This is a genomic window from Alteromonas sp. Mac1 (assembly GCF_001562125.1).
GTDB classification, from domain to species: Bacteria; Pseudomonadota; Gammaproteobacteria; order Enterobacterales; family Alteromonadaceae; genus Alteromonas; species Alteromonas stellipolaris.
This window is the reverse complement of sequence record NZ_CP013932.1, coordinates 990,760-1,014,342: the sequence shown is the minus strand read 5'-3', so window position 1 is coordinate 1,014,342 and position 23,583 is coordinate 990,760. Positions and strand designations below refer to the sequence as shown.

The window sequence follows — 23,583 nt, the reverse complement described above, 5'->3', positions numbered from 1 at the left end:
TTCGATTTTAGCGCTTAAGGTATATGTGCCAGCGACGCTTTTACCTCCTCGGCTGTTGGGCGAAGCTGTGCTTTCCCCCTTTGCTCTCTGCGTTTACCCAACATATGGAGTAACGATGAAGTAATAAACAAAGTAGATGAGGTGCCAATAACAACGGCAAATACCATAGGTACAGCAAAACTACTAACTGCGTCGCCGCCTACTAGCGCCATAGGTAACAACGCGAGCAGCGTGGTTAACGAGGTAAATACCGTTCTGCTAAGCGTGCTATTTACCGCTTCATTAATAATATCAGCCAGCGAGCGCTCTGGGCTAATGCGCAGTAACTCTCTCACACGGTCTAACACTACCACTTTATCGTTAATTGAGTACCCTATTAAGGCCAGTAGCGCGGCCACCGCGGTAAGATTAAACTCAATACCGGTTAAGGCAATAAACCCAATGGTTTTGGTTAAATCAAGCAGCACGGTAAGTAAGGCCGCGGTAGCAAAATGCGCTTCAAACTGAAACCATAGATAGGCCAACATACCGCCACCAGCAATCAGTAAAGCTAAAATAGATAGGTCGGCAAAGCCATCACTCACTTTCGGCCCCACAACGTCAACCTTGTTAAACACCACAGTGCTGTCAGCGTCTTGTATCACTTGTTTTAACACTTCAATATTGCTGCCTTGCGTGGCAACCGTATTAGCTTCGGTGCTAGCTCCTGTATTAGCTTCTATATTAGATAATGCGTTCGATTGCTCCGATACTGGTGCACGTAATAAGTACTGATTCTTTGCGCCATATTCTTGAATAGCAATATCTTCAAAGTGGTGCTCTTTTAACACTGTGCGCAACTGCTCCGTAGAAAGCTGCGGCGCAGAAATTTCCATCATAGTGCCGCCAGTAAAGTCTACGCCATATTGCAAGCCAGGCTTAAAGAAGATCGCCATTGAGCACAGGGTTAATATCAGTGACACACTCAACGCTAATTTTTTAGACTTTAAAAAGTTAAACGGTCCTAACTTATCGGCCATGGTTAACAGTGGCGACGATAAATTAATGGGCTCTCTTTGATGCTTCTTAGTGGCTCGCTGCATAAGCAACTTAGTGAGCGCTACCGAGGTAAACAGCGAGGTTATCAGACCTATCGCAATGGTTACCGCAAAGCCTTTTACCGGTCCGCTACCAAAAACAAAAAGCAAGCTAACTGCAATTAGCGTGGTAAAGTTTGAATCCACAATGGTACCAAACGCCTTTTCAAACCCAATTTTAAGCGCGCTACCTGCTGGCCGCCCTTTTTTGGTTTCCTCACGAATACGTTCATTAATTAGGATATTCGCATCTACTGCCATGCCCATGGTGAGTATTAGCCCAGCAATACCAGGGAGAGTAAGTGTGGCACCAAAGAGGGTAAGCACACCGAATACCAATGCCATATTAACCGTAAGCGCTAGACTCGCAATCGCGCCCCAACGTCCGTAAATGGCCAGCATAAAGACTAAAACACCCAGTGCCCCTGCAATGCCGCTTTTCACTCCGGTTTCAATAGCATCGCTTCCTAAATCAGGCCCCACGGTGCGCTCTTCAATAATATGCAGTGGAACAGGCAACGCCCCTGTGCGCAGCATGAGTGCCACATCTTGTGCTTCACTCATGGTAAAGCTACCGGTAATTTCGCCTCTGCCACCGGGAATAACACTATTGATAACCGGTGCAGTGACTACCGTGTCATCTAATACAACTGCCAGCACGCGGCCTATATTGTTTTTAGTCATGGTGGCGAATTGTCGTGCACCCTCGTTATCTAAGCGAAACGTCACCACGGGTTGACTGGTTTCAGGGCTAAACACCGCTGCCGCATCGGTAATATGCTCACCTTCAAGTGCCACATGCTTTTCAAGCAAATACTGCCTATCGTTAATGTCGGCGCGAATAAAGCTCTCACTATTACTCACCTGAGTTTGCCAATGAAAACGCATTTGCGCCGTTGTGCCTAGTAAGGCTTTCACATTGGCAGGGTCTGATATACCGGGCATTTGCACTAAAATAGCATCGCTACCTTGGCGGGTAACACTGGGTTCTGTGAGACCGGTTTCGTCAAGCCGTTTACGCACAACTTCGAGGCTGCGATTGATGGCATCTTTTACTACTGCTGCTTGGTATTCCTCAGTCAGCTCAAGGACAATCACATTCCCTTTTTGGCTAATACCTTTTGAAGCATTGCCTTTTGGAGCAGTACCCTGCTGTGTCAGAAGCAACGCGCTACTACCGTCAGATTGCATCGCCACTTCACTTGCCCGTTGTTTAACTTTGTAAAAGTCGTCGGGGTTCGAAAGTGTAAATTGAACGCTTAGCCCTTGTTTAGAAGCATGTTTAACGTAGCGAATATTTTGTTCTCTTAAGTCACTAAAAAGTGCTGAAGAATAGGTGTCTAACTGCCGAGCAAATAACGCATCGGTATCCGCTTCTAACAATAAGTGAGAACCACCTTGTAAATCCAAACCGAGGGAAAGCGTGTGTTGGCTGTACCACTGTGGTACATGCTGACGCATAGAATCGGGTAAAATATTGGGGGCGGCGCTAAGTAGGCCTAGTAATATAACTAGCGCATACACTAGGCCGCGAAATGAAAATCGTGTCATAAAAAGTCCTGCAATAAACCTTTAAAAAATGAGAAGCACTGCAAGTGCAGCGCGTGATATCAGTAAGGTATTACAGAGAAGAAGGTGGACCGCGACTCGATATGCCCTTCCAGTGAAAGGCAATATATTCAAAGGGTTTGCTAAAGATAGCACCCGAGAAGTTGACGAGAACTAAATGGGGTTGATACCCAAAGAGAAGTAGATGTTCATCTGAATTATCTAGGTCGGCATCTTGCTTTTGATTGTGCTGGGTAAACCCAAAGCGTGTAGCAACAGAAAGTCCGAAGTCGGAAAAGGATATCTGCGGGGTTTGCTCGTTAAACGATGCCGTATCATTCGCGGAATAAGCTGAAAATGGCGCGCTGAATACAAGTACCGACACCACAATAGAAAACACCCACGCGTAAACTGAAGACGCGTAGTTTTTCTTAAATGATGAGTGATCGTCATTGAGACGTTCAGGCTTGAAACGATGCATGAGAGCAGTAGTGATAACTTTTTATTATTCCGTTGCGCTGTATATGGGTATGAAATAGTAAAAAGCAAACCGAAAAATATTAATCTCTTTGTCTACTAACACGGTACAAATAGTGTTAATCACCATGTTAAGGAGAACGCCATGTTTAGCGCCCTACCTACTCTGGATTTACTGCTTAAAGGCTTACTGCTAACTACTATGGGGATGTTCTGGGTGGTGTTACTGGTTCGCGTGAATGGACTACGTTCCTTTTCCAAAATGACCAATTTTGATTTTGTGATGACGGTAGCAGTAGGTTCATTGCTAGCAAGTGCGTCTCAAGCCAATAGTTGGAGCGCGTTCTTTCAGGCCATGATTGCTATGGCAGCCCTGTTCTTAGTGCAGTTCGTCACTGCACTATTGCGCAGACGCTCCGATAAGATTGAAGCACTTATGCAAAATACCCCTGTTATATTAATGCGCGACGGTGAAATTATTGACTCTGCGCTAGCTGAAACCCGGGTGGCCCGTAGCGACCTTATGGCAAAGCTTCGAGAAGCAAACGTGCTAAACATGCAACAAGTTAGAGCGGTAGTGCTGGAAACCACTGGCGACATTTCTGTGCTTCACGGAAATCATTGTGCAGATGACATGCTAGAAGGCACTAAAACTATTGCTCATCAGTGATTCTCTACATACCTATGAACCACTTTTTTATACGCTCGTCACACTATAATTCATTGTACTTCCCTGCTTTCTATATTCACTTGGCATTTGCCCTGAAATGGCTTTAAACACCCGATTGAATGTTGCTAAGGACGAAAAACCACTCTCCAATGCTATTACTAAAATACTCCATTGCTGGCATTCGTTATCCCGTAATAGTTGCTTAGCATGCTTTACCCTAAACTGATTCACGAACAGGTTAAAGTTGGCCGCAGCAAAGTAGCCTCTTATGGCCTTACTGACTTTATATTCCGAGGTATCTAACGCTTGCGCTAAATGAGCTATTTTTAAGTTTGGTTGCAAAAATATTTGTTCCTGATGAATTAACGTATTTATTCCTTTCACAACAGCCATATCAATTGCTTCATCTTGTTGTATTGCGTCGCCCTCACTGCTAGTGCTATTGAGACAATAAGAATCAGAGATGCCGCCATTTAATGATTGACTAGGTGTGCCAGCGTTAACTTGATTTCGTGGTTCATTCTGTGGTTGATTTTTTATTTGCCCACGTCGTCGAACACTCATTTTTTGCGAGTGAACCACGTATTGAATGGCACCAAGAATTAGCATTGCCGAAGAGCATATTAACCAGGGTGCGTAAAATTCAACTTCTGTGGGCGTGAATAGAAATTTAGGTAATATTGATGAGTTAAATAAGCCAAGGAAAAAAGCTGTGGCAAAGACTATCGACTGGCGCTTTTGGATGATATTTTTGTTCTCAAACCCGCGCAAAGCTTCCCAAAACGACAATGCTAAAATGCTTGATGAAAGCAAGGTCGTAATTTCATTCATTCCCTGTTTAAGTTTAAGCATCTGTGCTTGGTTTAACAGGTGTGGAATATCGCTCGAAACTACTAAGTGCCACGTTTGATTAAATATCACTAATCCTGCAACCACAAGTGCTACCGCAATATGTCTGCGACTTAAGGGGTTATGTTCTCGAAATAGCGTTCTTGCAATTAACCAAACCACATTGCACGTTGCACATGTTGCTAGCCCAATAACATACTGATACACGCCAAGGGTATCAGCACTCAATTTCTGCGTGGCCACCATACAAAGCGATGCACTAAATATGGCGATTAAATAATTAACTGTCTGCTTATCATTTTTGAACGCATGGGTAAGCATTATGCCCAAACTACAGCACACTAAAAGGTAATAAGGTAAATCGCTTTGCCACGCCACAGGGGTTCTACGCCTTAATATATATCTCTGCCCTCAGTGTAAGAAGAATCGCCGCTAAGCACAAAAGAACTTTGTTAAGGAGTATGTCAAAAGCCCCAACTAAAGGTATTCATTTTCCGAATTTGAGAAGAATGAGCCCTTATTTTCTTTACGATAGAGGAACATTAGAGGGCAAAACATTTATTCAAGAGGCAAAGACATGTTGGCGAAAAGTACCCTAGCACCCGTTTCTCTAAACCCTGAAACCCGAGCATCTGATCCACTAACACCTACTACCTTATCAGCCGCATCAAAGCTGTACGATACCAGCCAGAAAATAGGATTTTCTTGCTTGCTTATCGCGCAAGCTTTCTTTGTTAGTTATTTGATTACAGGTTATGGCTTTACAGGTATAACCCAAGGAGTGTCTCAATGGAATCGCTTTAATAGCACGGCCTTTGTTGCGGGAGACTCACTTGGCAATGCCATGTATGCCGCGCATGTTTTATTGGCGATAGTCATGATCATTGGCGGAAGCTTGCAACTTATCCCAGCCATTAGGCGTAAATATAAAACCTTTCATAAATATAATGGTCGGCTTTTTGTCACCCTTGCATGCAGTATTTCATTAGCTGGTATGTATCTTCTTCTATCAAGGGGCACCGTTGGCACCCCTTTGCTACATGGGTTAACGGCTTTTTCGGGCGGGATGGTGATTCTAAGTAGTTTCTTTGCTATTCGCGCGATAAGAAACGCCAACGTGGCACTACATCAACGATGGGCGCTACATTTATTTTTAGCCGCCAATGGCGTGCTCTTTTTTAGGCTGTTCATTTTCGCTTGGATGACATTATTTGGCACCCTTGGCATTAATACCGCTAACTTTACTGGCCCTGCGGTAATAAGTGTAAGTGTGCTGTCTTATGTAGCACCTCATATTATTGCACAGTTAATTTGGATGGTTAACGTTAATGCTACCGACAGTGCTATTGGCAATAGCAATCGAACTTCCCTACTAAAACATCTCATAAGCGCAACGCTGTTGGTTGTCTCTGCTATCTTTCTTATTGGACTTTTTGGCTTAACATTGGGGAGCTGGTATCCGGCAGTTATCGCCTAGGGTTTGCTATAATATTTCTGGCTGGGCATTTGTACATTTCCCCTTTTCTACACAAACAAAAAAGCCCTCTAAATAGAGGGCCTTTAAATAACGTAGCGTACTAAAAGCGTTTAGTTTGGTGTTATACCATTGTGGTAAACATCTTGTACGTCGTCGCAGTCGTTCAGCATGTCCATGAATTTTTCGAACATAGGCATGTCTTCTTCGCTGATGTCTGATTCCGTTTGCGGGATCCAGCTCATCTCTTCTGCGTCGAAGCTAATATCTGGGTAGGCTTCGGTAAGTGCAGTTTTAACTTGGAAGTACTCAGTATGTGGCGCATAAACGGTAATTTTGCCGTCTTCGCCTTCCACTTCAGTAACATCAACATCCGCTTCCATCAAAACTTCTAAAATAGCGTCTTCGTCGTCGCCATCAAATTGGAATACGGCTTGGTGATCGAACATGTGCGACACAGCGCCTTGTGCGCCAAGCTTTGCATTAGTCTTAGTGAAGCAGTTACGTACTTCAGTAATGGTACGGTTAGCGTTATCAGAAAGACAATCCACAATTACCATGCAGTTGCCTGGGCCAAAGCCTTCATAACGCATAGGTTGAAAGTCTTCACCCGCGCCACCAGCGGCTTTATCAATAGCTTTATCGATAACGTGACCTGGTACTTGGTCTTTTTTCGCTTTCTCCATTAAACGGCGAAGCGATAAGTTAGTATCTGGATCGGCGCCGCCGTTTTTAGCGCACACGTAAATTTCTTTACCGTACTTTGAATACACTTTAGTTTTTGCGCCAGCGGTCTTGGCCATAGCGGCTTTTCTTACTTCGAATGCTCTTCCCATCTTAAGATTCTCTTTTTTACAAATGGAGTTCTGCCATCAGTAGCAGAAAAAATTGGGCAAATTCTACCGATTTTATGCCCAACAATACAGTGCCACGGGCACTCTCGCTGTTTTTATTAGTTAAGGTAAGTGCTCAGTGGCTAAGTATTCGTGCGATTGCATTTCGCTTAATCGGCTTAAACAGCGTCTAAATTCAAAGTTCAGCAGCCCCTCGCCGTATAAATTGTCCATTGCAACTTCGGCAGAAATAATCAGCTTTACATGACGTTCGTAAAATTCATCTACCATGGCAATAAAGCGGCGTGCAACATCGTCATTATGTTGCCCCATCACTTTTACGTTAGCTAATAACACCGAATGGTAACAACGACTTAGCTCGATATAATCGCTTTGACTTCGCGGCCCACCACATAGCGCATTAAATTCTATCATTAACACACCATCAGCATCTCTAAGGGTGTCTATTTGCCTGTTATTCACTTCTATCGTTTCGTTTTCTGAACCCGCTTCAGGTGCTAACTGCGCAAAGTAACTATGTAAATTCTTAATCGCATCGCCATCAAGGGGGTAATGATAAATTTCTGCCTGTTCAAGAGTACGAAGACGATAGTCCACACCACTATCTACATTTATCACTCGTGTATTTTGATTAATTAAGTCGATAGCCGGTAAAAAGCGTGCACGCTGAAGGCCATTTTTGTATAAGTCATCTGGAACAATGTTTGATGTAGCCACCAGCACAATGCCATAACCGAAAAGCTCTTCCATTAGCGTGCCTAAGATCATGGCATCGGTAATGTCCGATACAAAAAACTCATCAAAACAAATTACCTTGGTTTCTTTGGCTAACTTGGCTGCAATGGTTTTTAACGGGTCTTGTGCGTTGGTAAGCTGCTTAAGCTCGTCATGAATTCGGTGCATAAACCGGTGAAAGTGCACACGCATTTTATTTTTAAACGGCAGGCAGTCGTAGAAGGTATCCACCAAATAGGTTTTTCCTCTGCCTACACCGCCATAAAAGTAAATACCTTGAATGCCAGCGTTCTTTTGGCCTTTACCAAATGCCGACTTAAGCTTTACCCGCCACGTATGTTTTTTCTCTGGCTGGGTTAACTCCTCAAATAAACGCTGTAATTCTTTAACCGCATTTTCTTGTGCTGCATCGTACTGAAATTCAGGCGACGTCAAATCTACTTGATATTTTTCCCATGGCGTCATCGCCTATTCCACTCCCGCAAAATGTCAATAGTGGCCGTGGCTGCACCGACCTGCTTGAAATTATCAATTATGACCTTAATTTTAATGGAAATCACGGTAGAATCGTACCTAGTTAATTTGCATAGCTCGTATAAACACAATTAATGCGATCTCTATGCGCTTTTCATACTGGCTCTTGCTATATTCAAGTAATGGTCGAATGCATTAGGTAGCACGTATCAAGGTGTACTTAATGTGAGTAGTACGTTAATTCGGAGAATAGAATGGAACTGTTAGTGTCTCTTGCTTTACTAGTGGTGGGTTTAATCATTGGCTTTTTTATAGGTCGTTTTGTACAAACCAAAACGGGCGGGAATAATGCAGCTCAAACAGAGCAGCAAGTGAAAGAGATATTAGCTCAGCAAGCTCAACATCACATTCATCAAACCCGTCAAAGCCTTGAAAGTATTGAAGGTCAATGCGAAACACTGAAGCAACAAATTGAAGAATACGAAGCATTGCTCACGCAAAGCAGTGACGATGAAGACGCCAAAGTCCCCTTCTACGGTGAACAAGCGACGTCTTACCTTCGCAACAATTTAAAAAGTTCTGAAAAGTCTAAAGTAAATAAAGTATCCGACACCCAACCAAAAGATTTTGCGAATTCAGGGTCGGGTCTATTCGTCGGCGGTTCTGAGCAATCCACCGCAGACAAGTCATAATTTAGGAACTTTTTCAGTTATTTCAGAGTCTTTAGTAAAATGATTCAATATCGCAATAACCTGAAGGAGTATAAGCGAGCATGAAAGTGTCTTTTCGTCAGTATGTCGTGGCGTCTGCAGTATTAGTAAGTTCTCTTGGCTTTAGCGTGAACTCTTATGCGGCATTGCCGTTCTTTTCAGATAAAAAGGATGAGGTGCCGTCTCTGGCCCCAATGCTAGAAGAAGCAACGCCTGCAGTGGTAAGTATTGCCGTTGAGGGAACGCAAAGCTCTCGTCAACAAGTGCCTGAAATGTTCCAGTATTTTTTCGGCGCACCGCAAGAACAGGTTCAAGAGCGACCGTTTAGGGGGTTGGGTTCAGGTGTTATTATTGATGCGGATAAAGGCTATGTGGTAACGAACAACCACGTTGTCGATAATGCCGATGAAATTACCGTCAAGCTTACCGATGGCCGTGAGTTTAAAGCAAAAAAACTCGGCTCTGATGAACAAAGTGATATAGCGTTGTTGAAAATCGATTCAGATGATCTTACCGCATTACCACTGGCCGATTCAGATGCGTTACGAGTGGGTGACTTTGTGGTAGCTATTGGTAACCCTTTTGGTTTATCACAAACAGTTACCTCAGGTATTGTTAGTGCATTAGGCCGCTCTGGTTTGAACATTGGTGGCTACGAAGATTTCATTCAAACCGACGCTGCAATTAACCGTGGTAACTCGGGTGGAGCCTTGGTTAGTTTGCGCGGCGAACTCGTCGGTATAAATACTGCAATTTTCGGTCCTAACGGCGGTAACGTGGGAATTGGCTTCGCCATTCCTAGCAATATGATGAAAAGCTTAGTCGATCAAATTGCTGAATATGGCGAAGTTCGCCGTGGATTATTGGGCATTCTAGGCAGCGACATAGATGCAGGCCTGGCAGAAGCGATGAACGCCGATGTGAACATTGGTGCGTTTGTTAGTGAAGTAACTCCAGAATCTGCTGCTGACAAAGCGGGTATTCAAGCTGGTGATATTATTACCGGTATTAATGGTAGAAACTTGCATAGCTTCCAAGAGCTGAGAGCTAAAATCTCTAGCATGGGTGCAGGTGCTGAGGTTGAACTTACCATTATGCGTAAAGGTAAGAAGATGAATATGGATGTCGTACTTGGCGATGCTACGCAATCAACCGTCACAGCTGCACAAATTCATCCTGCACTTGAAGGTGCTACGCTAACTAATGGTACTGATGAAGCAGGTAATGCGGGTGTGGTTATTTCTGAACTGGCTAATGGCAGCCCCGCTGCACGCATTGGCTTGAAGCCTGATGATATTGTGATGGGTGTGAACCGCCTACGCACGCCATCTGTGGCTGAGTTTAGAGATGCGTTAGATAAAGCAAAAGGGGTTATTGCTCTTAATGTTAAACGTGGAAACTCTACGATTTACTTATTGATTCGTCAGTAGTTGTAACGAACTTGTACATAAAACAGCGCCCAGAGGCGCTGTTTTTTTATGCGTAATTTAGTGAAAATGTAGGTTTGCCGTAAAATGCTTATGCCCAATCGGATTAAAGACGACAGATTGACGGATAAGGTGATATCCTTTAACTTAATCAAATAAAAAAATACCATCAACACAAAGCCTTATTTTGCCAACTATTTTGGCTCAAATTTGTGGGCTGAAGTGCTTTGGCATTAAAAACAATGTAAGTGTGGCTTGTGACTGGCAGCTCAATAGTTAATTTCATTATAAAATCAATATTCCTTGGAACAATAGTAGCCTTGCTTCTGTTGTTTTTGTTGCCGGATTTACGTCAAGGTAGCAGCCTTACCCAAGGACTTTTCACCGAGCCCTCTGTGAGTGCCAGCCGTGAAAGCTATTTTTCGCCTTTAAGCCGCTCTGCCCCTGCTGTAGTGAATATTTATAGCGTTAGTATTGAGAACGACACCGGCTTGTTTCGCAATCAGCCTAGAGAGCGCGCCAGTTTAGGTTCAGGCGTGATTATGACCGAAAACGGCTATATTCTTACCTGCCACCATGTAGTAGAAAATGCTGATAGCATCTATGTTGCGGTGCAAGACGGCAGAATATTGGAAGCACAAATAGTGGGTAACGACCCACTTACCGATTTAGCGGTATTGAAAGTAACTGCAGACAACTTACACATTATTCCCCAAGTTTCCGAGCCAGATATTCACGTAGGTGATGTGGTAATGGCTATCGGTAACCCTTTCGATTTAGGACAAACGATTACGCAAGGAATTGTCAGTCGCGCTGGACGCAACGGGCTATCAAACTATGTTGATTTCATCCAAACTGATGCCGTGCTTAACCAAGGTAATTCGGGCGGCGCACTGGTAGACAGTAACGGTATATTATTGGGTATTACCAACGCGAATTTCCAAGTACGTGATTCTCGTAATCGTGTTCGTAATGTAGACGGCATTAACTTCGCAGTACCTTACGAACTCGCCAAACGAGTGATGGACAAAATTATCAATAATGGCCGTGTTATTCGTGGTCAACTAGGGTTTATTGGTGGTGAGTACCGCAACCGACCAGGTATTGAAGTTACGGCGGTAGCTAACGGTAGCGCTGCAGATGAAGCTGGCTTGCAACCAGGTGACATTATATTAGCCATTGACGGCATTCGTTTAGAAAGCGCGTCGAAGACCTTGGACATGATTGCAGAAACTGCACCTGGTACTACCTTAGAGCTTGAAATTAGCCGTGGTGGTAACCCGCTTACTATTAATGCATTAGTTGCTGAGCTACGAGCGCAAGAATAAAGCGCTTTCGCCGCTGCCTGTACTAACGAATAAAATGCATTAATCACAAACACAAAAAAGGCGCCTTATGATAAACCATCATAGGCGCCTTTTTTTCTATAAGCCGTGAATGAGCAATTAACTCACATTGCTCGTGGCTCTTTATTCTTAATTATTACTCTTTAACACGCTCGATGTTGGCGCCAAGTGCACCTAACTTTTCTTCAATAGCTTCGTAACCGCGGTCTAGGTGATAGATTCGGTTTACGTGAGTTTCACCATCGGCAATCAACCCAGCAATCACTAAGCTTGCAGACGCACGTAAATCGGTTGCCATTACAGGTGCACCTTTAAGCGCTGAGCTGCCTTTAGATACCGCAGAGTTACCTTCAAGGGCAATTTCAGCACCCATACGTTGTAGCTCTGGTACGTGCATAAAGCGGTTTTCAAAGATAGTTTCGGTTATAACACCTGTGCCTTCCGCTACGCAGTTTAACGTAACGAACTGGGCTTGCATATCTGTTGGAAATGCAGGGTGTGGCGCAGTTTTAACGCGAACTGCTTTGGGCTGCTTGCCTTGCATGTCTAGCTCAATCCAGTCTTCACCTTGGGTGATAACCGCACCGGCTTGTTCAAGCTTATCGATAACCGCTTCTAATGTTTCAGGTGCTGCATGAGTACAGCGAATTTTTCCGCCTGTTACCGCAGCAGCGACTAAGAAAGTACCGGTTTCAATACGATCAGGCAGTACACGATAGTCACAACCATTTAGGGTTTCTACCCCTTCAATAGTAATTTTATCAGTACCTGCACCAGAGATAACCGCACCCATTTGAATAAGGCAGTTAGCTAAATCGACAATTTCAGGCTCACGCGCAGCGTTTTCTAGCACGGTAGTACCGTCTGCCAACGCGGCTGCCATCATTAGGTTTTCGGTAGCGCCAACACTAACCATGTCCATAAAGATGCGTGCACCTTTTAAACGACCATCAACTTCAGCGCGAATGTACCCTTCGTCTACTTCAATTTTTGCGCCCATTTTTTCAAGGCCAGTTAAATGAAGATTTACAGGGCGTGCACCTATAGCGCAGCCACCAGGAAGTGATACGTTTGCTTTGCCTTGTTTCGCAAGCAAAGGACCAAGCACTAAAATTGAAGCACGCATAGTGCGTACTAACTCGTATGAAGCTGTGATGCTTTGCAGCGTGCTTGAGTCTAATACAACATCGTTTGCAGCAGGTTGTGCTACTTCAACGCCTAGCTCTCGCAACAGTGCTACTGTGGTATTAATATCACGCAGTCGAGGCACGTTGGTATAACGACATGGCTGGTCGCTAAGTAAACTGGTCATCAATAATGGTAACGCAGCATTCTTAGCACCGGAAATACGCACGGTTCCCTGTAGTGCAGGGCCTTTCTTTATAACAAGTTTATCCACGAAAAAAGACCCGCTTACTGAGGAATGTGAAACTGGCGCTCACGCTCCCAGTCTTTTACTGAAAAGGTTTTGATTGTAATGGCATGCATAGACCCATCGGCAATCTTATCTGATAAGGGTGCATAAACGGCCTGTTGGCGTTTTACGCGGCTCATCTCATTAAAAATATCGCCTACCGCGATAATGTTGAAATGAGATCCTTCGCCTCGTACATGAACTTCTTGAAGCTCTAAGGCGTCGGTGAGAATTTTTTCAATTTCGGACAATTCCATAACTTACTTCTTTACCTGCTTGTTCTTTACCTAGCTAATTAAGATCATTCTACTGGTAAAAAGCCATCAACGTCGCTTATTTTAGCCAGTTTACGTAATTTTTCTGGAGGTTCACGCAAGCTAACATTAATCCCCTCACGCTTTCCATCTCTAATTGCGTTTAATATCCAAGCTAATCCAGCGCTGTCTACTCGCTCAACATCGCCTAAGTCTATACAACACGTACCCGCTTTCACCAATATAGCGCTTTGCGAAGAGGTTAAACTTTCCCAAAAATTTTTAGACAGCGTGTCACGGTCTAAATGACCATGCACACTGACTTGGGCATTATCGTTAACCTGGAAAAGGCTCACGCAGTTTCTCCGTCAAAATCGATAGGCTCATCTTGATTTAGCTCAACCGGCTTACCAATTTTTTCTCTCATTAGCGCAATCACGGCATCTATTCCATCTTGGCGAAGGATAGATTCAAACTCGCTACGCTTACTATTTAGCATGCTGATACCTTCAGCAACCATGTCGTACGCTTTCCACTCATTAGTTTTAGAGTCTTTACGTACTTTAAATGCAATTTTAATCTCTGGACGCTTTGGATCTTGAACTACGGCACGAACTGTTACTGATTTTTTATCACTGAACGACGACTCAGGTTCAAATTGAACCGTTTGGTTGTCGTAGTAGCCCATCGCAACCGCGTAAGATGTAATAAGGTATTGTCTGAATACAGTAATGTATTCACCCATTTTTTCTTGCGGAACAGATTTAAAGTGTTTGCCCAATACCATGAAAGCAGCAAATTTATAGTCGATATGAGGTACTAGCTCTTCTTCCATAATGGTGCGCAACATTTCAGGATCAGCTTTAACCGCTTCTTGGTTCGCTTTAATTCTATCGAAGGTTTTAGAAGCAACGCCTTTAACCAACTCATACGGGTTTTGCTCGTTGATTTCTTGAGCTTGTGCCATTCCCACTAAAGAGAACATCCACACACCCATTACCATCATTAACTTTTTCAATGTTTATCTCCTAAAACTAAATACTTATTACAACAGACCTGAAAAGTCCCTTTTAGGTTTCATCAGGTCTTTATTAATTCTAATTAACCTTTGAATTCTTACTCTTCGTCACTTCCGCGACTAAATAAGAATTGCCCTATCAAATCTTCTAATACCAACGCCGATTTAGTGTCTTGTAAGTAATCGCCGTCTTTAAGGTTTGCTACCCCGTCAAACGAAAACCCTGGCTGGAAACCAACGTATTGCTCACCTAGTAGGCCAGAGGTCAGTATGGAAACTGAGCTAGTTTCTGGAAAACCGTCGTAACTTTTCAAAATTGATAACTCTACTACGGGCGTGAAGTCTTCTTGATCAAGTGTAATAGAAGAAACACGACCAACGTTCACACCCCCCACCTTTACCGATGAGCGCGCTTTTAAGCCACCAATGTTGTCGAATTTAGCGTACAGGGTGTAGGTATCACCATCGCCACCTACCGATTGATTAGCCACTTTTAGTGCCAGTAACATTACCGCACCAATGGTTAATACAACGAACATGCCAACCAATACTTCAGATTTATATTTATTCATGACTCAACCCTACTCAATGCCAAACATAAGGGCGGTAAGCACGAAGTCCAGCCCTAATACTGCTAATGAAGAATACACTACAGTTTCTGTAGTAGCTTTGCTGATCCCTTCCGACGTAGGAATAGAATCGTAACCCTTAAATATGGCTATCCAGGTGACAACCAAGGCGAAAACAAGGCTTTTAATGATGCCGTTTACCACATCCTCGCCCCATTCCACTGTAGACTGCATAATTGACCAATAACTGCCAACATCTACACCTAACCAATCAACGCCCACTAGGTGTCCGCCTAAAATACCTACCGCACTAAATATCAGCGCCAACATTGGCATAGAAATAATGCCCGCCCAAAAGCGAGGAGCGACAATACGTCTTAGCGGGTCAACCGCCATCATTTCTAAGCTACTAATTTGCTCAGTGGCCTTCATTAGACCAATTTCGGCGGTGAGTGCAGAACCCGCTCTACCTGCAAATAATAGTGCGGTTACTACTGGTCCAAGCTCACGAAGCAGTGATAACGCCACCATAGGGCCTAAGCTACCTTCAGCGCCGTAATCAACTAAAATAGTATAGCCTTGCAGTGCCATTACCATGCCAATGAATAATCCTGACACGATAATAATTAACAAAGACTGAACGCCCACCACATGAACCTGCTTAATGGTAAGCGGAATATTTTTCAATCTAGGAACGGCAAACAGCGCTCCCATTAACATATACGTAGCGCGGCCAATGGCGGTTAATTTACCAATGGTGTTAGCACCTATCGATTGGAAAAACTTCATTTATCCCCTCCGAAAAAGGTATTTTCTATATCCGGAGCAGGGTAATGAAATGGCACAGGTCCATCAGCTTTACCTTTTAAGAACTGCTGAACTAACTCAGAATCGCTTTCTCTAATTTGCTGCGCGGTTCCTTCACCAATCACCCTTTTGTCTGCCAAAATATAAATATAGTCGGCAATAGTGAGTACTTCGGTCACGTCGTGGGTTACCACAACGCTCGTTAAATCTAGCGCGTCGTTAAGCCCTCTGATTAATTTAACCAGTACGCCCATGGAAATAGGATCTTGGCCAGCAAAAGGTTCATCGTACATTATAAGGTCAGGGTCTAACGCAATGGCTCTGGCTAACGCTGCACGACGTGCCATACCACCGGAAAGTTCGCTTGGCATGAGTTGCGCAGCGCCTCTTAGCCCAACAGCCTGTAGCTTTAATGCGACAGTTGTAGCGATAAGATCTTCCGATAATTTGGTATGTTCACGCAGTGGAAACGCCACATTGTCAAAAACCGTCATGTCAGTGAACAAAGCACCGCTTTGAAAAAGCATGCTCATTCGACGACGTGCTTGATAAAGCTCTTTACGGCTCATGGCGACAATAGAATCACCATCAAACTGTATATCACCTTCATCTGGCGTTAATTGCCCGCCTATAAGGCGCAGTAAGGTGGTCTTCCCTATACCACTGGGGCCCATTACGGCCGTAATTTTTCCTTTCGGAATGCTCAGCGTAATACCGTCGTAAATAACACGGTCTGCGCGTCGAAAGGTTAGGTTGTCTATCTCGACTAAATGGTCCATAGCGATTTTATTTATCGACCCTTGAATAATTAGTGATACCAGCAAAGCAAGTAATGACACACATCACTCACTTCCTATAGATGTAAGATTTAAGCTACTTAAGTCGCCTTTAACGCTATTAGTGTTCTATAACTGCTTTACATAACAGCTAATGCCAAGGCAAGTTCTATGCCTTTGAGTACGTTAAATCGATAAAGTTTACTGAGCAGTGTAATTAAGTGACATTGTACGCTTTTTCAAGCGCGGCACAAAAGCAAAACGTTACAAGTTATGTTCGATTTATTCGAATTTAGAAAATTCGAATAATTTTCAATCAGTAAGCATGATCAAAGGGGCACTTAATACCACCTTTACTAAAATAAGCGATAGTTCCCATAGGCAAATGGCATTGTTTTTGCGACAATCTTGTGAAATTCCTAACTATGCTGGTTGTTGTGCTTTTAAACGTAGTCATTTTTTTAGTTGGACTGATTGTACTTAGCTGGAGTGCAGACCGTTTTGTTTACGGTGCATCAGCGTTTGCCAAGAATATTGGTATGGCGCCCATGATGATAGGCTTAACCATTGTCGCAATGGGTTCGTCTGCGCCTGAAATTGTGGTGTCAGCCGCAGCATCTATTAACGGTAATATGAATACCGCCGTAGGTAATGCATTAGGCTCAAACATTACCAACATTGCCCTTGTGCTTGGTATTACTGCGCTAGTTAAACCGCTTCTTGTTGCCTCCTCTACGTTAAAGCGTGAACTCCCTGCCCTACTTGTTATTACCGTCATTGCGGTTGCTTTTCTTTTCGATGGCGAACTTACTCACCTGGAAGGCATCATTCTCATCAGCCTCTTCGTGATTGTTTTAGGCTTAATGGGATGGTTGTCTATGAAAGTAGACAAAGAAGACCCGTTAGTGAGTGAGACGACAGATGAAATTCCTAACGATGTACCCACCTCTTCCGCCATTTTTTGGATTGTTGTTGGCTTAATATTGCTACCGCTGAGTGCACACTTCTTGGTAGGTTCAGCAGTAGAAATAGCCAAGTACCTAGGTATGTCGGATTTAGTTATCGGTTTGACCATTATAGCTCTTGGTACCAGCCTGCCCGAATTGGCTGCCAGTATTGCAGGTGTGCTTAAAGGGGAAGACGACTTGGCCTTAGGAAATATTATTGGCTCTAATATTTTCAATTTACTTGCCGTACTAGGCATGCCGGGCTTAATTTCCCCGGGCGCGTTAGACCCTGACGTTTATAACCGCGATATGTTTGTTGTGCTTGGGCTAACTTTATTATTGTTCTTATTTAGTTTCACCTTGATGGGTAATCGTCGAATAAGTCGAAGAAATGGCGGCTTATTGATTGCTTGCTTTATTGGTTATCAATTTTGGCTTTTTGCGTAATGTCACAAGAAAATAGCTTCATCACTTCAGCTAAGCGCGTCATAGAAATAGAAGCGCAGGCAATATCAGCGCTTGCATCTCGTATGAACGATGACTTTGTTACTGCATGCACTTTGCTACAAAACTGCGTAGGCAAGGTTGTGGTATGCGGCATGGGTAAATCAGGGCATATCGGGCACAAGATTGCAGCAACACTTGCCAGTACCGGAACCCCGTCGTTTTTCATGCATCCAGGCGAAGCTAACCATGGCGACTTAGGCATGTTAAGCAAAGGTGATGTGCTACTCGCTATTTCTAATTCTGGTGAAACCGCAGAGCTCGTTAACCTATTACCCATCGTAAAGCGCTTAAACGTGCCGGTTATTGCAATGACTAATAGCGTAACCAGTTCGTTAGGCCAGCACGCAGACGTGGTATTAAATATCAGCGTAGAAAAAGAAGCGTGCTCTTTAGGCTTAGCACCTACCTCTAGCACTACCGCGACGCTGGTAATGGGTGATGCCCTTGCCGTCGCGCTACTTGATCGCAAAGGTTTTACCTCTGACGATTTTGCGCTTTCCCACCCTGGTGGCAGCTTAGGCAGAAAACTATTGCTTAAAGTAAGCGATATTATGCTGACGGGTAGCGAATTACCCTTGGTAGACGAAAACGCCCTGGTTGCAGACGCGCTATTGGAAATTTCCAATAAGGGTTTGGGTATGACAGGGGTTATCGATAATCAAGGTATATTGATTGGAATTTTCACCGACGGTGACTTACGCCGTATTTTAGATGCCCGCATAGACTTGCATACCGCAACGGTTACACAAGTGATGACCAAGGGCGGTAAAACAACCATGCCAGAGCAACTCGCCGTGGAAGCGCTAAACTTAATGGAAACCCATAAGATAAGCGCGCTTATGGTAACGGATGAAACCCGCAAGCCTGTGGGCGCGTTCAACATGCACATGCTACTCAAAGCGGGAGTTTTATAATGAGCGACACCCAAACAACCGTAAATACACTTTATACCGCTATGCCTGAAGCTTTGTATTCCTCGTTAAAGCATGTTCGATTATTAGTGTGTGATGTAGATGGTGTGTTTTCGGATGGCCGTATTTACCTCGGTAATGCTGGCGAAGAGTTAAAAGCATTTCATACTAGGGATGGCTACGGCGTTAAAGCGCTCGTGAATTCTGGAGTAGCGGTAGCGGTCATTACGGGCAGGCGCTCTGCCATTGTCGAAAATAGAATGAAAGCGCTGAATGTTGCACACATCGTGCAAGGTGAAGAAAATAAGTCTGACGCACTGGCCGAACTTATGACTCGCTTATCACTTAAGCCCGAGCATGTGGCGGTGGTAGGTGACGATATGCCAGATACCGGCATGTACCCTCACGCTAACATAAAAATTGCGGTAAAAGACGCCCACCCTGCGGTTGCCCAACAAGCGAACTGGATCACCGCATTGCCAGGTGGCTTCGGTGCGGTACGTGAAATATGTGACACTCTACTTCAAGCAAACGACAAACTGCACGGCATTCAAGGTGCTAGCGTATGAAGGTATTAGGGTTTGACCGATTAGGCTTGAGTATTTCGGTGTTATTTATATTGGCATCCGCCATGTATATTCCGATTTGGATGGAAGAAGATCCTACCCAGCAGACTAATCAGGGGTTAGATGCATTAAAGCCCGCGTACAAAGCCAAAAACTTAACGACCACCTTGTATAATCAAGAAGGCCAGCTAAATCACAAAGTATTTGCGGCGTCGATGGAACATTACGACCAATTGGGCTTTGTTTTATTCCAAAAGCCCAGATATACATTGTATACCGACGATGCACAGTCTCCGTGGGAAGTGACCGCGACAGAAGGTACTTTGTATAATAACGAATTGATACAGCTAGAAAATAATGTCGTTATTGAAAACCAAAGTGTCGATGACTTTGTAAGAACAATACGCACAGCGTTTATAGAGATAAACCTGTACACTAAGCAAATGACATCTGATCAGCCCGTGGAAATACGTGGCTTACAATATGTGATTAACAGCAATGGGTTTAACGCCAATTTGCGTACCCAGGAATACGAGTTAATAGACCATGTACAAACCATTTATTCGCCTAGCCACTAAAGCATTAGCGACCAGCCTAGCTGTTAGCCTATTCGCTACTGTGGCTATAGCGGCTGAAAGCGACTTTAACAAACCCATTAAAGTCGACTCGAAATCGCAATTTGTTGACGGCAAAAATAAAACCTCATTGTTTAAAGATGATGTACGAATTACCCAAGGTTCTTTGGTAATAAATGCCGATGAAGTTGAAGTTATTGCCAGCGAAGGTGATGGACGAGAGATATTCGTTGCTCGCGGCAAACCAGCCAGCTACTCGCAAGAACTTGAAGACGGTGCCACCGTCACAGCGAAGGCCAATGAAATTCGCTATGAAGTGGTAAACCGAACTATTTCTTTACAAGGTAGTGCTGAATTACAGCAAGACACCAGTAAAGTACAAGGCGACAAGATTACCTTTGACATGGTTACAGAACAATTGCTTGCAACAGGCGGCAAAGACGGTGAAGGTGGCAGAGTAACTACCGTATTTACGCCTGAGGCAATACGTAAAGCGTCATCGAATAACGAAGGCGATAACTAATAATGGCAACGTTGAGCGCACAGAGCCTTGCAAAGGCGTATAAAGCACGTCAGGTGGTTCGCGATGTAAGCTTATCAGTATCGACTGGGCAAATCGTTGGATTACTCGGCCCAAATGGTGCCGGTAAAACCACTACCTTCTACATGATTGTTGGCTTAGTGCCCCTTGATAAGGGCAAAATCAGCATTGATGACAGCGAATTAACCCACGAGCCCATGCATGAACGTGCACGCCGCGGAATTGGATATTTGCCGCAAGAAGCCTCGATTTTTAGAAAATTGACGGTGTTTGAGAACATCATGGCTATCTTACAAACCCGTAAAGGGTTAAGTTCAGCAGAGCAAGAACAAGAAGCCGATGCGCTACTTGATGAATTTAATATCAACCATATACGTAATAGTACGGGTATGAGTTTATCCGGTGGTGAACGTCGCCGAGTAGAAATCGCGCGAGCTTTAGCCGCTGATCCGCAATTTATTTTGCTTGATGAGCCATTTGCTGGTGTTGATCCTATATCGGTTAATGATATAAAGAAGATTATCCAACATCTTCGTGACAGAGGAATTGGAATCCTAATCACCGATCACAACGTAAGAGAAACACTGGATGTGTGTGAGAAAGCGTATATTGTGAGCCAAGGCGAACTCATCGCGCAAGGGACGGCAGAACAAGTTTTAAGTAATCAGAAAGTAAGGGATGTATACCTAGGAGAACAATTCAGGCTATAGTTACTGTAACCGAATTGTCATTTTCAGTTTTAAGTACGGGTATATTCACAACAAGAGTTTAAAAATAAGACGTAGATGAAACCATCTTTACAGCTAAAGTTCAGTCAACAACTTACCATGACACCGCAGTTGCAGCAGGCAATCAAGCTGCTGCAGTTGTCTACGCTCGACCTGCAGCAAGAGATTCAGGAAGCACTAGACTCAAACCCACTTTTAGAAGTTGAAGAAGGCGGCGATGACCACCCTGTTGAGAAAAACAACATGGATGGAGATGACCCTTCTGTAGAAGCAGCTCCTACTGCATCTAGCGATTCTTTAGAAGCAGGAGACGCGCTTGAAAAGAACGACCTTCCCGACGAATTGCCAATTGATAGCACATGGGACGAGTATTACTCGGCCTCATCTGCACCCGCTCCAGGTCCCTCTAATAATGATGACGACCAACTGTTTCAGGGTGAAACTACCGACAATATTCAAGACCATTTGCTTTGGCAGATGCGTTTAACCCCGTTTTCAGATACCGACCGCGCAATTGCTACCGCCATTATCGACTCAATTGATGAATCTGGTTACCTCAACGTACCCATTGAACAGATTTTAGAGTCAGTGAATTCCGACGATGTTGAAGAATTGGTTGAAATGGACGAAGTTGAATGCGTACTAAAACGTATTCAAATGTTCGACCCTATCGGTTCAGGTTCACGTACTCCGCAAGAGTGTTTGCTTGTGCAGCTTCGCCAGTTCTCAGACGACACGCCATGGCTTACTGAAGCAAGACAGCTTATCAACGAGTATTCAGACCTACTTAGCAGCAAAGACTACCGTACGTTAATGCGCAAGAGCCGTTTGAAAGAAGATCAACTTCGCGAAGCCATGCGCTTATTGCAAACGTTGAATCCTCGTCCAGGTAGTGCATTAATTACCAAAGAGCCGGAATACGTTATTCCTGATGTTTCGGTAAACAAAAAGAATGGCCGTTGGGTGGTGGAACTTAACCCCGATAGCCTGCCTAAATTAAGCGTAAATCAGCAATATGCTGCCATGAGCAGACGCTCTAAAAACAGCAGCGATTCGCAATTTATTCGCTCACACATGCAAGAAGCCAAATGGTTTATAAAAAGCCTTGAGTCAAGAAATGACACCTTGATGAAAGTAGCGAACTGTATTGTGCAGCAACAAATGGGCTTTTTCGAGCACGGCCCAGAAATGATGAAACCAATGGTGCTAAATGATGTCGCAGAAATGGTAGATATGCATGAATCCACCATTTCACGTGTCACCACGCAAAAGTATATGCATACCCCACGTGGCATTTTCGAATTGAAGTATTTCTTCTCTAGTCACGTGGCAACGGAATCTGGTGGTGAGTGTTCATCTACCGCTATTCGCGCGTTAATTAAAAAGCTTGTGGCAGCGGAAACGCCCAGCAAGCCATTAAGCGATAGCAAGATTGCTCAATTGTTGGCCGAACAAGGCATTAAAGTTGCCCGGCGAACAATAGCAAAATACCGGGAATCATTATCGATTCCGCCGTCAAACCAACGCAAAAGCCTTATCTAAAGGCCTTGATAATTTAAGGAAGACGAAATATGCAAATCAACCTTACCGGTCATCATGTCGAAATTACTGACTCTTTGCGTAGCTATGTCGATACTAAGTTCAGCAAACTAGAGCGTCACTTTGACCACATATCTAATGTGCATGTCATCCTGAACGTCGAAAAACTCAATCAAAAAGCCGAAGCCACCATGCACCTTAGCGGCGCAGAAGTGTTTGCTTCATCTCATAATACAGACATGTATGCGGCGATAGATAGCATGATCGACAAGCTCGACAGGCAAGTTATCAAGCATAAGGAAAAGCTGAAAAAGCACTAAATATTAGTATGGAAATTCAAGCCATAGTAAGTTTGGACCGCACCGAGTGTGCGGTTCAATGTAATAGTAAAAAACGTATTTTAGAGATTATTAGCGACATTGCCGCTAAAAATAATCCCGACATCGATCAGGCCACAGTGTTAGCTAGCCTACTTGCCCGTGAACGAATGGGAAGTACGGGTATTGGCAATGGCATTGCATTGCCTCACGGTCGATTACCGGGTTTAGAACACGTTATCGCCATTATTGTAACCAGTAACCCTGCCATCGATTTTGATGCGCTTGACGATCAACCCGTAGATATATTCTTTGCCTTGTTAGTGCCTGAAGAGAAAACAGAAGGTCACTTACAAACACTTGCTACCGTTGCCGGTAAACTAAGTGATAAAGAAACGGTGAAAGCCATTAGGCGGGCCTCCACCAGTGACGACATTATTACGGCTTTAAGCCAATAAAGCACAGCACCATATT

Annotated in this window: 26 protein-coding genes; 14 read left to right on the top strand and 12 right to left on the bottom strand. The window is 44.0% G+C overall.

Annotation, left to right across the window (positions count from 1 at the left end; genetic code table 11):
* Window positions 1-14: 14 nt before the first annotated feature.
* A complete protein-coding gene (locus AV939_RS04265) occupies window positions 15-2,627 on the bottom strand; it encodes a protein translocase subunit SecDF (protein WP_061997177.1) in 2,613 nt (870 codons plus the stop codon).
* 70 nt (window positions 2,628-2,697) lie between these two features.
* Window positions 2,698-3,105 (bottom strand): hypothetical protein, encoded by a 408-nt coding sequence (locus tag AV939_RS04260; protein WP_061997175.1) that lies wholly within the window; start codon window positions 3,103-3,105, stop codon window positions 2,698-2,700.
* A gap of 141 nt (window positions 3,106-3,246) precedes the next feature.
* On the opposite strand from AV939_RS04260, the gene AV939_RS04255 reads away from it, so the two are divergent.
* Entirely contained in the window at window positions 3,247-3,771 is a 525-nt protein-coding gene (locus AV939_RS04255) for a DUF421 domain-containing protein (RefSeq protein WP_061997173.1), read from the top strand.
* 27 nt (window positions 3,772-3,798) lie between these two features.
* On the opposite strand, the gene AV939_RS04250 is transcribed toward AV939_RS04255, so the two are convergent.
* Complete coding sequence (locus AV939_RS04250; protein WP_061997171.1) at window positions 3,799-4,998, bottom strand: helix-turn-helix domain-containing protein; 1,200 nt, start codon at window positions 4,996-4,998, stop codon at window positions 3,799-3,801.
* 199 nt (window positions 4,999-5,197) lie between these two features.
* Between AV939_RS04250 and AV939_RS04245 the strand changes: the two genes are divergently transcribed.
* On the top strand, window positions 5,198-6,097 hold the full coding sequence (locus AV939_RS04245; protein ID WP_061997169.1) for a DUF2306 domain-containing protein: 900 nt from the start codon (window positions 5,198-5,200) through the stop codon (window positions 6,095-6,097).
* 110 nt (window positions 6,098-6,207) lie between these two features.
* Here AV939_RS04245 and AV939_RS04240 read toward each other — a convergent pair whose 3' ends face one another.
* Window positions 6,208-6,930 (bottom strand): YebC/PmpR family DNA-binding transcriptional regulator, encoded by a 723-nt coding sequence (locus tag AV939_RS04240; RefSeq protein WP_057793730.1) that lies wholly within the window; start codon window positions 6,928-6,930, stop codon window positions 6,208-6,210.
* 120 nt (window positions 6,931-7,050) lie between these two features.
* Window positions 7,051-8,148, bottom strand: coding sequence for a cell division protein ZapE (gene zapE, locus AV939_RS04235; RefSeq protein WP_057793732.1), 1,098 nt, complete (start codon window positions 8,146-8,148; stop codon window positions 7,051-7,053).
* Window positions 8,149-8,411: 263 nt separating this feature from the next.
* On the opposite strand from zapE, the gene AV939_RS04230 reads away from it, so the two are divergent.
* The 3 genes from AV939_RS04230 to AV939_RS04220 all read left to right on the top strand — a co-directional run bounded on the left by AV939_RS04230 (window position 8,412) and on the right by AV939_RS04220 (window position 11,622).
* Window positions 8,412-8,849, top strand: coding sequence for a ZapG family protein (locus AV939_RS04230; RefSeq protein ID WP_057793734.1), 438 nt, complete (start codon window positions 8,412-8,414; stop codon window positions 8,847-8,849).
* Window positions 8,850-8,929: 80 nt separating this feature from the next.
* Window positions 8,930-10,297 carry a DegQ family serine endoprotease gene (locus AV939_RS04225; protein ID WP_057793735.1) on the top strand — a complete coding sequence of 456 codons (1,368 nt, stop codon included), beginning with the start codon at window positions 8,930-8,932 and terminating at the stop codon, window positions 10,295-10,297.
* Between the two features lie 254 nt (window positions 10,298-10,551).
* Window positions 10,552-11,622: a trypsin-like peptidase domain-containing protein gene (locus tag AV939_RS04220; protein ID WP_061997167.1), complete on the top strand. Its 1,071-nt coding sequence runs from the start codon at window positions 10,552-10,554 to the stop codon at window positions 11,620-11,622.
* 154 nt (window positions 11,623-11,776) lie between these two features.
* On the opposite strand, the gene murA is transcribed toward AV939_RS04220, so the two are convergent.
* The 7 genes from murA to mlaF form a co-directional block, all read right to left on the bottom strand.
* Entirely contained in the window at window positions 11,777-13,039 is a 1,263-nt protein-coding gene (murA, locus tag AV939_RS04215) for a UDP-N-acetylglucosamine 1-carboxyvinyltransferase (protein ID WP_057793739.1), read from the bottom strand.
* A 14-nt stretch (window positions 13,040-13,053) separates the two neighbouring features.
* The gene (locus AV939_RS04210; protein ID WP_057793741.1) at window positions 13,054-13,311 is read right to left on the bottom strand and encodes a BolA family protein; all 258 of its coding nucleotides are present in this window, start codon (window positions 13,309-13,311) and stop codon (window positions 13,054-13,056) included.
* 44 nt (window positions 13,312-13,355) lie between these two features.
* Window positions 13,356-13,664 (bottom strand): STAS domain-containing protein, encoded by a 309-nt coding sequence (locus AV939_RS04205; RefSeq protein WP_057793744.1) that lies wholly within the window; start codon window positions 13,662-13,664, stop codon window positions 13,356-13,358.
* The gene (locus AV939_RS04200; RefSeq protein ID WP_376738717.1) at window positions 13,661-14,314 is read right to left on the bottom strand and encodes an MlaC/ttg2D family ABC transporter substrate-binding protein; all 654 of its coding nucleotides are present in this window, start codon (window positions 14,312-14,314) and stop codon (window positions 13,661-13,663) included. Before AV939_RS04200 ends, AV939_RS04205 begins: the two co-directional genes overlap by 4 nt.
* Before the next feature lie 110 nt (window positions 14,315-14,424).
* Window positions 14,425-14,898, bottom strand: coding sequence for an outer membrane lipid asymmetry maintenance protein MlaD (mlaD, locus tag AV939_RS04195; protein ID WP_013785351.1), 474 nt, complete (start codon window positions 14,896-14,898; stop codon window positions 14,425-14,427).
* Between the two features lie 9 nt (window positions 14,899-14,907).
* A complete protein-coding gene (gene mlaE / locus AV939_RS04190) occupies window positions 14,908-15,684 on the bottom strand; it encodes a lipid asymmetry maintenance ABC transporter permease subunit MlaE (protein ID WP_057793750.1) in 777 nt (258 codons plus the stop codon).
* Entirely contained in the window at window positions 15,681-16,481 is an 801-nt protein-coding gene (gene mlaF, locus AV939_RS04185; protein WP_057796340.1) for a phospholipid ABC transporter ATP-binding protein MlaF, read from the bottom strand. The genes mlaE and mlaF overlap by 4 nt, the downstream gene beginning before the upstream one ends.
* A gap of 434 nt (window positions 16,482-16,915) precedes the next feature.
* On the opposite strand from mlaF, the gene AV939_RS04180 reads away from it, so the two are divergent.
* From AV939_RS04180 to ptsN, 9 genes are all read left to right on the top strand, one after another.
* Window positions 16,916-17,872 (top strand): calcium/sodium antiporter, encoded by a 957-nt coding sequence (locus tag AV939_RS04180; RefSeq protein WP_057796342.1) that lies wholly within the window; start codon window positions 16,916-16,918, stop codon window positions 17,870-17,872.
* Window positions 17,872-18,846 carry a KpsF/GutQ family sugar-phosphate isomerase gene (locus AV939_RS04175; RefSeq protein ID WP_057793752.1) on the top strand — a complete coding sequence of 325 codons (975 nt, stop codon included), beginning with the start codon at window positions 17,872-17,874 and terminating at the stop codon, window positions 18,844-18,846. The genes AV939_RS04180 and AV939_RS04175 overlap by 1 nt, the downstream gene beginning before the upstream one ends.
* Window positions 18,846-19,412: a 3-deoxy-manno-octulosonate-8-phosphatase KdsC gene (gene kdsC / locus AV939_RS04170; protein ID WP_082604966.1), complete on the top strand. Its 567-nt coding sequence runs from the start codon at window positions 18,846-18,848 to the stop codon at window positions 19,410-19,412. Before AV939_RS04175 ends, kdsC begins: the two co-directional genes overlap by 1 nt.
* Window positions 19,409-19,987 carry an LPS export ABC transporter periplasmic protein LptC gene (gene lptC / locus AV939_RS04165; protein ID WP_057793754.1) on the top strand — a complete coding sequence of 193 codons (579 nt, stop codon included), beginning with the start codon at window positions 19,409-19,411 and terminating at the stop codon, window positions 19,985-19,987. The genes kdsC and lptC overlap by 4 nt, the downstream gene beginning before the upstream one ends.
* A complete protein-coding gene (lptA, locus tag AV939_RS04160) occupies window positions 19,956-20,507 on the top strand; it encodes a lipopolysaccharide transport periplasmic protein LptA (RefSeq protein ID WP_082604967.1) in 552 nt (183 codons plus the stop codon). Before lptC ends, lptA begins: the two co-directional genes overlap by 32 nt.
* Before the next feature lie 2 nt (window positions 20,508-20,509).
* A complete protein-coding gene (gene lptB, locus AV939_RS04155) occupies window positions 20,510-21,235 on the top strand; it encodes an LPS export ABC transporter ATP-binding protein (protein ID WP_057793757.1) in 726 nt (241 codons plus the stop codon).
* A gap of 75 nt (window positions 21,236-21,310) precedes the next feature.
* The gene (locus AV939_RS04150; protein WP_013785360.1) at window positions 21,311-22,795 is read left to right on the top strand and encodes an RNA polymerase factor sigma-54; all 1,485 of its coding nucleotides are present in this window, start codon (window positions 21,311-21,313) and stop codon (window positions 22,793-22,795) included.
* A gap of 29 nt (window positions 22,796-22,824) precedes the next feature.
* Window positions 22,825-23,112: a ribosome hibernation promoting factor gene (gene hpf, locus AV939_RS04145; RefSeq protein ID WP_013785361.1), complete on the top strand. Its 288-nt coding sequence runs from the start codon at window positions 22,825-22,827 to the stop codon at window positions 23,110-23,112.
* A gap of 8 nt (window positions 23,113-23,120) precedes the next feature.
* Window positions 23,121-23,567 carry a PTS IIA-like nitrogen regulatory protein PtsN gene (ptsN, locus tag AV939_RS04140; RefSeq protein WP_057793759.1) on the top strand — a complete coding sequence of 149 codons (447 nt, stop codon included), beginning with the start codon at window positions 23,121-23,123 and terminating at the stop codon, window positions 23,565-23,567.
* Window positions 23,568-23,583: the final 16 nt, after the last annotated feature.

What these genes read in the sequence shown, in the direction of transcription:
- AV939_RS04265 (WP_061997177.1), bottom strand. Translation starts at nt 2,627, where the DNA reads ATGACACGATTTTCATTTCGCGGCCTAGTGTATGCGCTAGTTATATTA.
- AV939_RS04260 (WP_061997175.1), bottom strand. Translation starts at nt 3,105, where the DNA reads ATGCATCGTTTCAAGCCTGAACGTCTCAATGACGATCACTCATCATTT.
- AV939_RS04255 (WP_061997173.1), top strand. Translation starts at nt 3,247, where the DNA reads ATGTTTAGCGCCCTACCTACTCTGGATTTACTGCTTAAAGGCTTACTG.
- AV939_RS04245 (WP_061997169.1), top strand. Translation starts at nt 5,198, where the DNA reads ATGTTGGCGAAAAGTACCCTAGCACCCGTTTCTCTAAACCCTGAAACC.
- AV939_RS04240 (WP_057793730.1), bottom strand. Translation starts at nt 6,930, where the DNA reads ATGGGAAGAGCATTCGAAGTAAGAAAAGCCGCTATGGCCAAGACCGCT.
- zapE (WP_057793732.1), bottom strand. Translation starts at nt 8,148, where the DNA reads ATGACGCCATGGGAAAAATATCAAGTAGATTTGACGTCGCCTGAATTT.
- AV939_RS04230 (WP_057793734.1), top strand. Translation starts at nt 8,412, where the DNA reads ATGGAACTGTTAGTGTCTCTTGCTTTACTAGTGGTGGGTTTAATCATT.
- AV939_RS04225 (WP_057793735.1), top strand. Translation starts at nt 8,930, where the DNA reads ATGAAAGTGTCTTTTCGTCAGTATGTCGTGGCGTCTGCAGTATTAGTA.
- AV939_RS04210 (WP_057793741.1), bottom strand. Translation starts at nt 13,311, where the DNA reads ATGGAATTGTCCGAAATTGAAAAAATTCTCACCGACGCCTTAGAGCTT.
- AV939_RS04200 (WP_376738717.1), bottom strand. Translation starts at nt 14,314, where the DNA reads ATGATGGTAATGGGTGTGTGGATGTTCTCTTTAGTGGGAATGGCACAA.
- mlaD (WP_013785351.1), bottom strand. Translation starts at nt 14,898, where the DNA reads ATGAATAAATATAAATCTGAAGTATTGGTTGGCATGTTCGTTGTATTA.
- mlaE (WP_057793750.1), bottom strand. Translation starts at nt 15,684, where the DNA reads ATGAAGTTTTTCCAATCGATAGGTGCTAACACCATTGGTAAATTAACC.
- mlaF (WP_057796340.1), bottom strand. Translation starts at nt 16,481, where the DNA reads ATGGACCATTTAGTCGAGATAGACAACCTAACCTTTCGACGCGCAGAC.
- AV939_RS04175 (WP_057793752.1), top strand. Translation starts at nt 17,872, where the DNA reads ATGTCACAAGAAAATAGCTTCATCACTTCAGCTAAGCGCGTCATAGAA.
- kdsC (WP_082604966.1), top strand. Translation starts at nt 18,846, where the DNA reads ATGAGCGACACCCAAACAACCGTAAATACACTTTATACCGCTATGCCT.
- lptC (WP_057793754.1), top strand. Translation starts at nt 19,409, where the DNA reads ATGAAGGTATTAGGGTTTGACCGATTAGGCTTGAGTATTTCGGTGTTA.
- lptA (WP_082604967.1), top strand. Translation starts at nt 19,956, where the DNA reads ATGTACAAACCATTTATTCGCCTAGCCACTAAAGCATTAGCGACCAGC.
- lptB (WP_057793757.1), top strand. Translation starts at nt 20,510, where the DNA reads ATGGCAACGTTGAGCGCACAGAGCCTTGCAAAGGCGTATAAAGCACGT.
- AV939_RS04150 (WP_013785360.1), top strand. Translation starts at nt 21,311, where the DNA reads ATGAAACCATCTTTACAGCTAAAGTTCAGTCAACAACTTACCATGACA.
- hpf (WP_013785361.1), top strand. Translation starts at nt 22,825, where the DNA reads ATGCAAATCAACCTTACCGGTCATCATGTCGAAATTACTGACTCTTTG.
- ptsN (WP_057793759.1), top strand. Translation starts at nt 23,121, where the DNA reads ATGGAAATTCAAGCCATAGTAAGTTTGGACCGCACCGAGTGTGCGGTT.